The organism is Rhizobium sp. TH2 (assembly GCF_024707525.1).
Lineage (GTDB): Bacteria > Pseudomonadota > Alphaproteobacteria > Rhizobiales > Rhizobiaceae > Rhizobium_E.
In genome coordinates, this window is record NZ_CP062231.1 from 3,071,719 (window position 1) to 3,084,226 (window position 12,508).

The following is a 12,508-nucleotide window of genomic DNA, read 5'->3' on the forward strand; positions in this document are numbered from 1 at the left end:
TTCTAACTCCTCAGCCGGCTGCCGGCGGCATCATAGGGCGGCTGCGCCAGCGGCTTCAGCCGATAACGCTCACCGGCCACGGCGATTTCGTATTGGCATGACAAAAGCTGGTCGCGGCTCTCGCCCGGTTCGCAGGCGATGTAGCCGAGGCAGAGCGCGAGCCCCGTGCGGAATCCCTGCCCGCCCGAGGTCGTCAAGCCGGCATAATTCCCGTCGCGGTAGATGGGTTCATCATGCAGCAGCAACGGATGGGCGCCTTCGACGGCGAAATGCATCAGGCGCTTGGTGACGCCGTCTGTCTTCTGCTGCCGCAAAACATCTTCGCCGAGAAAGCCCGTCTTCTTCCAGGCAACGGCGAAGCCCAATCCGGCTTCGAGCGGCGTTTCCTTGGGGCCGATATCATGACCCCAGTGCTTGTATCCTTTCTCCAGCCGACAGCCATCCAGCGCAAAGTGTCCGCATTGGACGAGACCGAACGACGGACCCGCCTCGATAATCGCCGCTAGCAGCCTCTCGGCAAGTTCTGTCGCCACATAAAGTTCGAAACCCAACTCGCCGACAAAACTTACGCGTGTCCCCCGCACATTCGCCGGGCCGATATCGATCAGTTGCGACGTGGAAAACGGAAGAGCTGCATCTGACAGATCGGCATCGGTCAGGCTCTGCAGCAGTTCGCGCGCGAGCGGCCCCATGACCGCCAGCACCGCCTCGGACGAAGTGACATCGGACACCACGACCTCCAGGCCGCGATCCTCGGCATGCCGCTTGATCCACGCGAGATCCTTCTGCCGCGTCGCCGCCCCGCTGGTCACGCGGAAATGCGTCGCGTCGAACCGCGTCACCGTCACATCGGCCTCGATGCCGCCACGCGCATTCAGCATCTGCGTATAGACTGCCTTGCCGACGGGCACATCGATCTCGTTGGCTGAGAGATACTGCAGCAGCGCCAGCGCGTCGCGGCCCTGCACGTCGATCTTGGTGAAGGGCGAAAGCTCGAACAGTCCAACACTCTCGGCCATGGCCTTGGCTTCCCGCTCTGCGGCCGCCCACCAATGTTGCCGGCCCATCGCATAGTGAAATTCGCGCTCGTCGTCGGTTTGAGCGAACCACAAAGGCCGCTCCCAGCCGGTCGGCGCACCGAATACCGCACCAGCCTCAGCGAACTGCCGGTGGAAGGCCGAGCGCCTGGCGTCACGCCCTGCCTTGGATTGTTTGTAGGGCCAGTGCATGCGGAAGAGATCGGCGACCGACTCCTCCATCCGAGCGCCTACGAAATATTTCGAGCTCGCCGAGCGGTCGAAACGGGCGATATCGAGCGCCCAGAGATCGAGCCCCGGCTCGCCATCGACGACCCATTCCGCCATGGCCTTGCCCGCACCGGCGGACGACATCATGCCGGTGGAATTGAAGCCGGCGGCGACGAAGAAGCCGCGCAAGTAGGGCGACTCACCCATCAGCGGCCGCGTGTCGGGCGTAAAGCTTTCCGGTCCGTTCATGAAATGCCGGATACCGATCTCGCCGAGAACAGGCACGAGATTAAGCCCCGCCGTCATGAAGGGCTCGAACTGCTCCCAGTCCTCCGGCAGTTCGAGGAACGGCCGGTTACCCTCTACGCTCTTCGTATGGAAAAGCTTCGCATGCGGCTCGAAGCCGCCAAGCACCAGCTTGCCGGAATCCCCCTTGATATAGATGCCCTCATCTAGATCGCGAACGATGGGAAACGGTTGTTCAAGGCCCGGGATCGCCTCGGTCACCACATACATATGCTCGACAGCCTGCAGCGGCACCGGCACCCCCGCGAGCGCGCCGATATCCCGCGCCCAGGCACCGCCGGCATTGATGACGGTCTCGCAGCGGATGGTCTCACCGGTCGAAAGCTTGACGCCCGCGACGCGGCCTTCTTTGATCTCGAAACCTGCGCAACCGACGCCTTCCATGATCCGGATACCGGCTGTCTTCGCCCGCTTGGCATAAGCGGCGCAAATATCCACTGGATTGGCCTGGCCGTCCTCATCGACCCAAAGCGCGCCAACCAGCCCTTCGACCGACAGGCTCGGCACGCGCTCGGCGATCTTTGCCGGTGCAATCATCTCGACATGCATGCCCGTCACCTCACCCATATGGGCGATGCGGTGCAGTTCGACCATGCGGTCATCATTGCGGGCGAGCCACAGGCCGCCGGTCCGCTGGTAGCCCGAAGTCTGTCCCGTCTTCGCTTCAAGCTCGGGGAAAAGCTCCGTCGCATAACGGGCGAGATGCGTGAGATTGAGGCTGGCACGCAAAGGCCCGACAATGCCCGCCGCATGCCAGGAGGTGCCCGATGTGAGCTGGTTGCGCTCAATCAGGATGACATCGGTCACGCCCAGCTCTGCCAGATGATAGGCGATGCCGAGGCCGATGACCCCACCACCTATGATCACGATCCGTGCACTCTCCGCCACCCGCTGGCACCCCTCATCCGAAACAACCTGGCTTCAGAATTCATCGAAAGGGGACTTGCGTTCAACTCGATTTTCACATCATTAGCAAAACTGATGATGTGAAATACATGATGGCACCATGCTCAAGGGCAGCTTCGACTTCAATCTCTTCCGCGCTATCGAAGTCTTTGCAGCGGTCGTCGAAACCCGGCATGTGACGCAGGCCGCGCAGATGCTGGGCATGACCCAATCCGCTGCATCCCAGCACCTCAAGAACCTCGAAACCGCGCTCGGCGTCAGCCTGATCGACCGCAACATTCGCCCCATCGAACTCACACGCGCCGGCGTCGCCTTGCATCGCCGCTCAATCGCCATCCTCGCCGAGGTCGATGGCCTGCGCACCGACGTCCGGCACCTCAGCTCCGCGCCGCTGCCGTTGCTTCGCATCGCCATGCTGGCCTCGATCGCGACCACCCTTGCGCCAGCGCTGTCGGTCCTGGCCCGGGATGGTTTCAATGTTCCCGAACTCAGCCTCTATGCCGGCCTGGCCACCGACCACATCAACCTGTTGCGTGCCCGCAAGGCCGACCTCGCCGTCACCTCGAGCGAGATGTTCGAGGTCGAAGGGTTGACCCGCTTTCCCATCATGACCGAGAAATTCCTGCTGGTGACGCCGAAAGGCTATTCCGGCGATGTCGGTGACATCAACAAGCTCTCGAAGAAGCTCGCCTTCGTCCGCTTCAGTCGGGAAACTCCGGTCGGCATGCGCATCGACCAGCATCTCAGCCGCCTCAGGATCGAAATCCCGCGCGGCATGGATGGGGACCGTTCGAGTGTGGTGATGGCGCCGGTCGCCGCCGGCATGGGCTTCACGATCCTCAGCCCGACTCTGCTGATCGACGGCCTGGTCGAAGGCATGAAGATCGACGTCCATCCCTTGCCCTTCGCCGGTTTTTCCCGCAGCCTGAAGCTGGTCGCCCGCGAGCGCGAACTCGGAAACATCCCCGAGGCATTCGCCAAACGTTCGGCGGAGGTCCTCGCCGAGTCGATCGCCCGCTGTCTGCCGGACCTGTCCCCGGATCACTATCAGATTGAAATCTGACGCCGCTAATCCGCTGCATCAGTTTCTCTGATGCTGCAGTTTTTTGGTGCAAATCCATGCGTTTCGGTGGTTTGATCCGGTCAGATCATCAGGAGCGCATCATGAACCAGGCCCATATCCCGCCCGCCATGGAAATCGATTGGTCGACCGAAGGCATCGTCGGGCGCCGCGAGCGCTATTATGCGGCCTCTCAGCGCAAGTTCGTGCCGTTCAAGGATCCGCTGATCATCAAGCGCGGGCGCGGCCAGTATGTCTGGGATGAGAACGACCGAAAATATATCGACCTGCTCGGGATGAATCTTTGCATCTCGGTGGGCCACGCCCATCCGGAAGTCGTGCGCGCCACGACGGCGCAGATCGCCGATCTTACCCATTGCACCACGATGTTCTATCACCCTGTGCCGGCGCATTATGCAGAGGAACTCGCCGCAACCATGCCCGCCGACCACGACTGGGTCGTCCATTTCACCAATTCCGGCGCCGAAGCCATCGATCTCGCGCTACTGATGGCGCGGTCGCATACCGGCAATATCGACATGCTGGCGCTCAGGTCGAGCTACCATGGCGCGACCTTCGGCGCCCAGGCGCTGACCGGCATCGCGGGCTTCCGCCACAATGTGCCGCAGCTCGGCGGCGTGACCTTCGTGGCCGAACCCAATCAGTATCGCGGCATCTATGGCGAAGGCGTCGAGCCCTACCTCGCCGAGATCAAACGCGCCATCGACTATTCCACCAGTGGACGCCTCGCAGGCATGATCATCGAGCCAGTGCAGGGCTATGGCGGCATCGTGCCGATGCCGAAGGGCTACATAAAGGGCGCTTTCGAACAGGTCCGTGCTGCCGGCGGCATCTGCATCATCGATGAAGTACAGGCCGGCGTCGGTCGCACCGGCGAGGCCTTCTGGTCCTTCGAAGCCCACGACGTTGTGCCCGATGTAGTCGTGGTCGCCAAGGGCGTCGGCAACGGCATTCCGCTCGGCGCCGTAATCGCCAAGCGCGAGGTGGCGGAATCCATGGCCGACAAGTTCCTGTTCCATACATACGGCGCCAATCCAGTGGCCTGCGCCGCCGGCCGCGCCGTGCTGAAGGTCATCCGCGAGGAAGGGCTGCAAGAAAATGCCCGTGTCGTCGGCGGGGCGCTGAAAGCGAAACTGACCGGCCTGATGGATCGCTTCGATCTCGTCGGCGATGTCCGGGGCGCAGGCCTGATGCTGGCGATCGAACTGGTCAAGGACCGCAAGACAAAGGAGCCGGCGCCTGATGAGGCGCTCGCCGTCTTCGAAGCAACGCGGAAAAACGGCCTCGTCGCCAGCCGCTCCGGCCCGTATCGCAATGTCATCCGCATGTGTCCGCCGCTCTGCCTGTCGATGGAGGATGTCGGCGACGTCATGGAGCGGTTCGTGAAGAGCTTCGAGGCGATTACGGCTTAGCAGGAATCGTGAGCGCCGGGTACCTCGCAGCGCTTGGCGTGCTGATATCCTGGCCAGGTGTTGGATTTGGCTGCGGCGTGAATCGGCCGGTCGCAAAACACCCAAAACAACCAATCCTGAAACAAGATTTCTCTTGATCGCGTGAAACGGCGAAATTTTCACCACCTCATGCGCAACAAGAGAAATTTTATCCATCATAAAGTCTATTATTTTTATGTACAATATGTACTATATTGAGAGGAACTTGAAACCACAGGAGGGTGACATGCCGCAGACAGAATCCAATCCCATCGCCATCGGGACCAAGGCAGCTGATATCCAACTGCCCGATTCCAGGGGGCGCGAACATCATCTCGTCGATTTCGAAAGCAAGCCCGCGCTGCTGGTCGCATTTATTTCCAACCGCTGCCCTTTTGTTATCCTTTTGCGTGAGGCGCTCGCCCAGTTCGGCCGCGAATACGAGGCCAAGGGCCTGCAGATCATCGCCATCAACAGCAATGACACGGCCGCTCACCCGGAGGAAACGCTCGCCCGGATCGGCCAGGAGGTCGAGACCTATGGCTACACCTTCCCATACCTAAAGGATGAAACTCAGGAGGTTGCCAAGGCCTATGGCGCCGCCTGCACGCCGGATTTCTTCCTCTTCGGCGCTGATCGCAAACTCGCTTATCACGGCCAGTTCGACGATGCCCGTCCGGGCAACGGCAAGCCGGTGACGGGTGCGGATCTGCGCGCCGCAGTCGATGCCGTACTCGCCGGTTCGAAGCCCGCTGCAAGCCAGATCCCGTCGATCGGCTGCAACATCAAGTGGGAGCCCGGCAACGAACCCTCCTGGTTCTCGAAGGCCGCCTGAGGGCACGAGAGGACCAAAAGGGGCAGCGGCTCGCCATGGGCCGCTGCCTCCACACACCTGCGGCCGAGATGAGAGGCGTGAGAATGACTTCCAGCCGAAAAAGCCTCGACACATCAGACATTCTCCATCTCGAAGCCGATGTTCTGGTGATCGGCGGAGGCCCCTCTGGTGCCTGGTCGGCACTGTCAGCCGCCGAGAATGGCGCCAAGGTCGTGCTGGTCGATAAAGGTTATCTCGGCACATCAGGCACGACCGCACCTTCCAACACAGGCACATGGTGCGTGGCACCGGGCGAGGATCGCGCCCAGATCGTCGAACGCCGCTGGCAGCGGACGGGCGGGCTTGCCGATCCGCGCTGGATGCTACGCTGCGTCGACCGCGCCTATGAAAATCTCCTCAAGCTCGTCGAATGGGGCTATCCCTTTCCGAGCGATGATGACGGCAAGCTCTATATCGCCAATCTGCGCGGCCCCGATTACATGGCCTTCATGCGCCGCCGGGTTCTGCTCGCGGGCGTGACCGTGCTCGATCATCACCCGGCTCTGGAACTCTTCTCCGATGGCCAGGCAGTCTCGGGTGCCGCCGGCGTTGATCGCCAGCGCGGCCGCGACTGGCGAGTCGATGCCAATGCTGTTGTGCTCGCCACCGGCGGCTGCGCCTTCCACGAACGTATCCTCGGCGCTACCGGCCTGACCGGCGACGGCTACCTGATGGCGGCGGAAGCCGGCGCGATCCTGTCGGGCATGGAATTCACCGGCAAATACACGCTGGCGCCGCACGGCTCCTCGCTCAACAAGGGCCTGCCCTTCCGGTGGGCGTCGTTCCATCGTGAGGACGGCACCGCCATCATGAACAGCGACGGCGAGCCCCTGATGAATGGGATCGGCGAGCGCGAGAAGGAAATCGCCCGCGCCATGATCGAGGCGCCGGTCTATGCCGTTCTCGATCAGGCCGAACCCGCGCTGCAGGATTGGCTGCGCCAGGGCCAGCCGAACTGTTTCGTGCCCTACAACCGCATGGGCATCGATCCCTTCAAGGAAATGTTCCGCGTGACCTTCAAGGCCGAAGGCACGGTACGTGGCACCGGCGGCATCCGTGTCGCGGGCTCAGACTGTGCCACCGACGTTCCCGGCCTCTATGTCGCAGGCGATGCTGCGAGCCGGGAAAACATGACGGGCTCGACCTCGGGCGGTGGCGCGGTCAACTCGTCCTGGGCAATCGCTTCGGGCTGGTGGTCGGGGCAAGGCGCCTCGCACTATGCCAAGCGCAACGCTTCGCGCGGCGCGTTCCGCGCGGTCTCAAAGCCACTCGGCGAGGCAGGCTTGCGCCCTGCCGGCAGCGTCAAATCCGGGCTGACTGCCAAGGATGTCATTTCCTCGGTCCAAGCTGAAGTTCTGCCGCTCGACAAGAACTATTTCCGCGATGGCAACCGGCTCGAAGCCAGCCGTGAAAAACTCGACGGCCTGTGGAACGACGTGCGCCATCATTTGGCGGGCGAAGGACCGGAGCGCTTGCCCGCGCGCGAAGCAGCATCGATCGCCGCCGCCGGCCGCTGGTCGCTCAACGCCGCGCTCGCGCGGCAGGAAAGCCGTGGCATGCACCGCCGCGCCGACTTCAAGGCGACTGACCAGGCCTTCACCCGCGCGGTGCTGGTCTCGGGCGTTGATGACATCCGCATCGAGGCCGCCCCCGTCGAAAACCGCAGGGAGCGCGCCTGATGATCGAAGTCATCTCCGAAACCCGCTGCATCGAATGCGACATCTGCGTCAAGGTCTGCCCGGCCAATGTCTTCGACAAGACATCCGGCGCACCCGTCATCGCGCGCCAGGACGACTGCCAGACCTGTTTTCTCTGCGAGATCTACTGCCCGACCGACGCGCTCTATGTCGCGGAATTCGCCGATGGACCAACCGCCATCACTGAAGCCGAGGTCGAGAACCGCAAACTCTTCGGCAGCTATTCGCGCGCGCTGGGCTGGAAGCGCGGCAAGCCCAACGGCACCCAATTCGACCCAACGCACCGCATCCGCGTCGCTCAGGTCTAGGCACGAGACGAGAAGGAGCCATCTCCATGGACCGCATCACCATATCAGACGTGCAGAAGACGTTCCAGCTCAAGCCCGGCCAGTTCATCAATGTCGATGGCCGGGACACCAATGCGATCACCGTGCTCAACGGTGTCGACCTCACCATCCGCAAGGGCGAGTTCATCACACTTGTCGGCCCGAGCGGCAGCGGCAAATCGGTCCTTCTCGATATCATCGGCGGCCTGACCGATGCCTCGCAAGGCATGGTCAAGATCGACGGCAAGCAGATCGTCAAGCCGGATGCCAAGACCGGCTATGTGTTCCAGCAATATGCGCTGTTTCCCTGGCGCACGGCGCTCGACAATATCGAATATGCACTCGAGGTACGCGGCGTGCCGAAGAAGGAACGCAGCGACAAGGCGCGCTACTTCCTGTCGCTCTTCGGGCTCTCGGGTTTCGAGGATCGCTACCCCAACCAGCTCTCGGGCGGCATGCAGCAGCGGGTGGCGATCGCCCGCGCGCTTTCGACCGATCCGGAAGTGCTGCTGATGGACGAACCCTTCGCAGCACTCGACGCCCAGACCCGTGAAATCCTCCAGACCGAACTCCTCCGCATCTGGGAAAAGATCAACACGACAGTGGTGTTCGTCACTCACTCGATCGACGAAGCGATCTACCTCGCCGACCGCATTGTCGTCATGACCGCCCGCCCCGGCCGGGTGAAGGAGATCATCGAGATCGACCTGCCGCGTCCGCGCGACGGCGACATCCGTTCCAGCACGGAATTTAACAATCACCGCGGTCGCGTCTGGGAGGCGCTCCGTGACGAAGTGAACAGGGCGCAGAAGGACTGGGCGCTGTCGCCCGCCTACGCCGCCTGATCATCGAGGGAACCATCATGGCCTACGTCACCGACAAAACTGGCTTCGTACCCGGCATCACTGCCCGCCCGCGGGAGAGTTCACGGACGTTGCCGTCAGCCAGGACAGCGGCCGTCGCCAAGCTCACGACCGAAGCGAAGCCGGCGCGCCGTCCCTTCCAGTTCGGTACTATCGGCTATGGCCTGCCATTGCTGGCGCTGTTCTTCCTGCTCTGGGAAGTCGCGCCACGGCTCGGCTGGCTGAATGCGCTGTTCTTTCCGCCGCTTTCCGAAGTGATGGTTGCCTGGTGGGCGATGCTGCTCGACGGCACGCTGACCGCCAACATCGGCATCAGCCTGCAGCGCGCCTTCATCGGGTTCGGCCTTGCGGTCATTGTAGCCATTCCGCTCGGCTTCCTGATGGGACGCTACAGCACGTTCGAGAAAGTGTCCGACCTGCTGGTTCAGACGCTGCGCAACACTTCGCAATTCGCGCTCCTGCCGGTCTTCATCCTGCTGCTCGGCATCGGCGAGGAATCCAAGATCGCCATCACCTTCTATTCCTCGATTTTCTTCCTGCTGATCAACACGATCGCGGGCGTGAAGTCAGTCGATCCGCTGCTGCTCAAGGCGGCGCGTTCGATGGGCACGTCCGATCTCGATCTCTTCCGCAAGGTGATCCTGCCGTCGAGCATTCCCCACATCGTCGCCGGCGCGCGGCTCGCTGTGAAGGCCTCGATCTTCGCCGTGATCGGCGCCGAGATGCTCGCCGCGAAATCCGGCCTCGGCTACCTAATCCAGCAGTCGCAACTGATGATGGAGACCGCCGACATGTATGCCGGCATCCTGACGATGACCATCATCGGCCTGTTCGTGAATTACCTGCTCGTCTGGTTCGAGCGCTGGGCCACGAGCTGGAAAGGCCCCTCCGACAGCATGACGCACTGACATCATGATGCCTGCACATTAAGTTCAACAAAGGATCCTAACCCATGACAAAGACTCTCACATTGCTCCGCCGGAGCGTGATCAGAGGCCTGACGGCCGCAGCCCTTGGCATCGCAGCTTTTGGCGCTGTGGCGCACGCCGAAGACAAACCCGAAGTGCTACGCATCGGCACCACCGCGCCGGGCCACCTGAAGTTCATCCTCGCCCGCCACAATCGCGCGTTCGAGAAGGAATTTGCCAAGGACGGCATCAAGGTCGAGCTCGTCGCCTTCACCAATGGCGGCGGCGAAGCGCTGACCGCGCTGGCGACGGGTGCGATCGAAGTCACCTATACCGGCAATAACCCAGCGCTTCGCGCCGCCGCCAAGGGCGCAGACGTCAAGGCTGTCGGCCTGTCGAGTTTCACCAAGAATTCCTCGACCACGATCATCGTGCTGAAGGATTCGCCGATCAAGACGCTTGAGGATCTCAAGGGCAAGAAGGTCGCCTACCTGCCCGGCACGGTGCGCCACTCGGTGTTCTCCAAGGCGCTCAAGCTCGCCAACCTCACGACCGATGATGTCGATTCCCTCAATCTCGATTTTGCCGCGTCCGGCCCAGCGCTGATCCGCGGCGATGTCGATGCCATCGTCGAGTCCGACAGTTCGACCTCCAAGCTGATCGAAAGCGGCCAGGCGCGCGTCCTCCTCGACAGCAACAAATATCCCGAGTGGTCGGCGCCCTATATCATCTCGGTCAACGGCGAATATGCCGGGAAATACCCTGATATCATCAAGCGCCTGCTGAAGGTTGATATCCAGCTCGCCCGCTGGGCCGATGCCAATCCGGAAGAGACGATCAAGATTTTTGTCGAGGAAACCAAGACCTCGGAAAAATCCGTCCGCTCGACCTATGAAGGCGGCAAGTTCTACCAGGACCCAAAGATCACGCCAGAAGCGCTCGCTGCGCTGAAGGATGAGGAAACCTTCATGAAGGAAGCCAAGCTGCTCAAGGGCGCGGTCAACTACGACACCTGGGTCGATACGAGCTATCTTGACAAGGCCTACAAGGAAGTTGACGCAAACCAGTAAAGCTTGCACCGCATACCCAAGCCGCCGGGTTTCGGTTCAAGGACCAGACCCGGCGGTTATCGTTTTGCTGTGGGTCTCGTGCCAGCCCCCCACAAGACAAGTAAGCACCCTTCATATCGGACATTCCGATATTCAACTTATCCCCAATCTTCCCGATTGATCGCCATCCGTGGATAAACCACTTGACGGACCGTACCTCCGCGCGCTTATTATGCCGTGCAAATGGATATGTACCGGAATATCAGGTACAAAGGCTTCGTGGGGAGGAACATGGAAGCTCGGGTCACGGCACACGCACGCTATACGATCGCCGACATCGATAAAAGGCTCTACGGTTCGTTTCTCGAGCATCTCGGGCGCGCCGTCTATACCGGAATATATGAACCTGGTCATTCGACCGCCGACGCAAACGGCATGCGCGGTGACGTCCTGGATCTGGTTCGGGAACTGAACACTCCCGTCTGCCGCTATCCCGGCGGCAATTTCGTTTCCGCCTACAATTGGGAAGATGGCATCGGGCCTAAGGATCAGCGTCCGACCCGCCTCGATCTCGCCTGGCGGACGTCGGAATCAAACCATGTCGGTATCCACGAATTCGCCAAATGGGCCGAAGCCGCCAATACGGAAATGATGCTGGCGGTCAATCTCGGCTCGCGCGGCCTGGATTCGGCCCGCAGCTTCGTCGAATACACCAACCATCCTGGCGGGACTTACTGGTCGGACCTTCGCAAGAAGAACGGCCGGGCGGAACCCTGGGATGTCAGGCTCTGGTGCCTCGGCAACGAGATGGACGGCCCCTGGCAGGTCGGCCACAAGACGGCCGCCGAATATGGCCATCTTGCCAACGAGACCGCCAAGGCCATGCGCGCTTTTGACGACAAGCTCGAACTCATCGTCTGCGGTTCGTCGCATTCGGAAATGCCGTCCTATCCGCAATGGGAAGCGACGGTTCTCGAGGAGACCTATGAACAGGTCGACTACATCTCGCTTCATATGTATTTCGAGAACTACGAGAAGAACACTGCCGAATTCCTGGCCCTGCCTGAGAAACTCGACCGCTATATCGGCACCGTCGGCGGCGTGATCGACTACGTCAAGGCGAAGAAGCGCTCCAAGAAGGACGTCAAGATTTCCTTCGACGAGTGGAACGTCTGGTATCACGAGCGCCGCAGCGATTCCAAGCGCATGAAGGAATGGGACTGGCCGCATGCGCCGGTGCTGCTGGAAGACATCTACAATTTTGAGGACGTGCTACAGGTCGGCTGCATCCTCAACACCTTCATCCGCCGCTCCGATGTCGTGCGCATCGCCTGCATCGCCCAGCTCGTCAATGTCATCGCCCCGATCATGACCGCGCCGGGTGGCGCTGCCTGGCGGCAGACGATCTACTACCCCTTCAAATTTGCATCGCTTCATGGCCGTGGCACGGCGCTTCATCTCGACGTGACCTGCCCCAGCTATGTGTCGAATGTGTCGCCCAGCGTGTCCTATCTCGACATTGCGGGCGTGCATGATGGCGATGCCGGCACCCTTACCTTCTTCGCCGTCAACCGGCATGGCAGTGAGCCGATGGCGGTCGATATCTCGCTCGAAGGGTTCGGAGCGGCCAAGTCGGTCGAGCACACCCTGATCAAACACCAGGATTTGGAGGCCAAGAACACCAAGGAGAACCCGGACAATGTGAAGCCTGTCAGCACGTCTGGCGCGGTCCTCAGGGATAATGCGTTACAGGTAACCGTGCCGCCCTATTCCTACTCGATGATCAGAGTACGCTTGTAGATCAATATCCACGTTGCGGCG

10 protein-coding genes are annotated in these 12,508 nt (G+C 61.4%); 9 read left to right on the plus strand and 1 reads right to left on the minus strand.

Annotated elements, in window-relative coordinates; genetic code table 11:
• Positions 1-2 precede the first annotated feature (2 nt).
• Positions 3-2,441 (minus strand): FAD-dependent oxidoreductase, encoded by a 2,439-nt coding sequence (locus tag IHQ71_RS15220; protein WP_258157307.1) that lies wholly within the window; start codon positions 2,439-2,441, stop codon positions 3-5.
• A gap of 118 nt (positions 2,442-2,559) precedes the next feature.
• On the opposite strand from IHQ71_RS15220, the gene IHQ71_RS15225 reads away from it, so the two are divergent.
• From IHQ71_RS15225 to IHQ71_RS15265, 9 genes are all read left to right on the plus strand, one after another.
• Entirely contained in the window at positions 2,560-3,522 is a 963-nt protein-coding gene (locus tag IHQ71_RS15225; protein ID WP_258157308.1) for a LysR family transcriptional regulator, read from the plus strand.
• Between the two features lie 101 nt (positions 3,523-3,623).
• Entirely contained in the window at positions 3,624-4,952 is a 1,329-nt protein-coding gene (locus tag IHQ71_RS15230) for an aspartate aminotransferase family protein (RefSeq protein ID WP_258157309.1), read from the plus strand.
• Between the two features lie 265 nt (positions 4,953-5,217).
• Positions 5,218-5,805, plus strand: a complete 588-nt coding sequence (locus tag IHQ71_RS15235) for a thioredoxin family protein (RefSeq protein WP_258157310.1) — start codon at positions 5,218-5,220, stop codon at positions 5,803-5,805.
• Between the two features lie 83 nt (positions 5,806-5,888).
• On the plus strand, positions 5,889-7,523 hold the full coding sequence (locus tag IHQ71_RS15240; RefSeq protein ID WP_258157311.1) for an FAD-binding protein: 1,635 nt from the start codon (positions 5,889-5,891) through the stop codon (positions 7,521-7,523).
• A complete protein-coding gene (locus tag IHQ71_RS15245) occupies positions 7,523-7,849 on the plus strand; it encodes a ferredoxin family protein (RefSeq protein WP_258157312.1) in 327 nt (108 codons plus the stop codon). The genes IHQ71_RS15240 and IHQ71_RS15245 overlap by 1 nt, the downstream gene beginning before the upstream one ends.
• Positions 7,850-7,875: 26 nt before the next feature.
• Positions 7,876-8,712 carry an ABC transporter ATP-binding protein gene (locus tag IHQ71_RS15250; RefSeq protein WP_258157313.1) on the plus strand — a complete coding sequence of 279 codons (837 nt, stop codon included), beginning with the start codon at positions 7,876-7,878 and terminating at the stop codon, positions 8,710-8,712.
• A gap of 17 nt (positions 8,713-8,729) precedes the next feature.
• Entirely contained in the window at positions 8,730-9,638 is a 909-nt protein-coding gene (locus IHQ71_RS15255; RefSeq protein WP_258157314.1) for an ABC transporter permease, read from the plus strand.
• A 44-nt stretch (positions 9,639-9,682) separates the two neighbouring features.
• Complete coding sequence (locus IHQ71_RS15260) at positions 9,683-10,708, plus strand: aliphatic sulfonate ABC transporter substrate-binding protein (RefSeq protein ID WP_258157315.1); 1,026 nt, start codon at positions 9,683-9,685, stop codon at positions 10,706-10,708.
• 270 nt (positions 10,709-10,978) lie between these two features.
• Complete coding sequence (locus IHQ71_RS15265; protein ID WP_258157316.1) at positions 10,979-12,487, plus strand: alpha-N-arabinofuranosidase; 1,509 nt, start codon at positions 10,979-10,981, stop codon at positions 12,485-12,487.
• Positions 12,488-12,508 lie beyond the last annotated feature (21 nt).

What these genes read in the sequence shown, in the direction of transcription:
- IHQ71_RS15225 (WP_258157308.1), top strand. Translation starts at nt 2,560, where the DNA reads ATGCTCAAGGGCAGCTTCGACTTCAATCTCTTCCGCGCTATCGAAGTC.
- IHQ71_RS15230 (WP_258157309.1), top strand. Translation starts at nt 3,624, where the DNA reads ATGAACCAGGCCCATATCCCGCCCGCCATGGAAATCGATTGGTCGACC.
- IHQ71_RS15235 (WP_258157310.1), top strand. Translation starts at nt 5,218, where the DNA reads ATGCCGCAGACAGAATCCAATCCCATCGCCATCGGGACCAAGGCAGCT.
- IHQ71_RS15240 (WP_258157311.1), top strand. Translation starts at nt 5,889, where the DNA reads ATGACTTCCAGCCGAAAAAGCCTCGACACATCAGACATTCTCCATCTC.
- IHQ71_RS15245 (WP_258157312.1), top strand. Translation starts at nt 7,523, where the DNA reads ATGATCGAAGTCATCTCCGAAACCCGCTGCATCGAATGCGACATCTGC.
- IHQ71_RS15250 (WP_258157313.1), top strand. Translation starts at nt 7,876, where the DNA reads ATGGACCGCATCACCATATCAGACGTGCAGAAGACGTTCCAGCTCAAG.
- IHQ71_RS15255 (WP_258157314.1), top strand. Translation starts at nt 8,730, where the DNA reads ATGGCCTACGTCACCGACAAAACTGGCTTCGTACCCGGCATCACTGCC.
- IHQ71_RS15260 (WP_258157315.1), top strand. Translation starts at nt 9,683, where the DNA reads ATGACAAAGACTCTCACATTGCTCCGCCGGAGCGTGATCAGAGGCCTG.
- IHQ71_RS15265 (WP_258157316.1), top strand. Translation starts at nt 10,979, where the DNA reads ATGGAAGCTCGGGTCACGGCACACGCACGCTATACGATCGCCGACATC.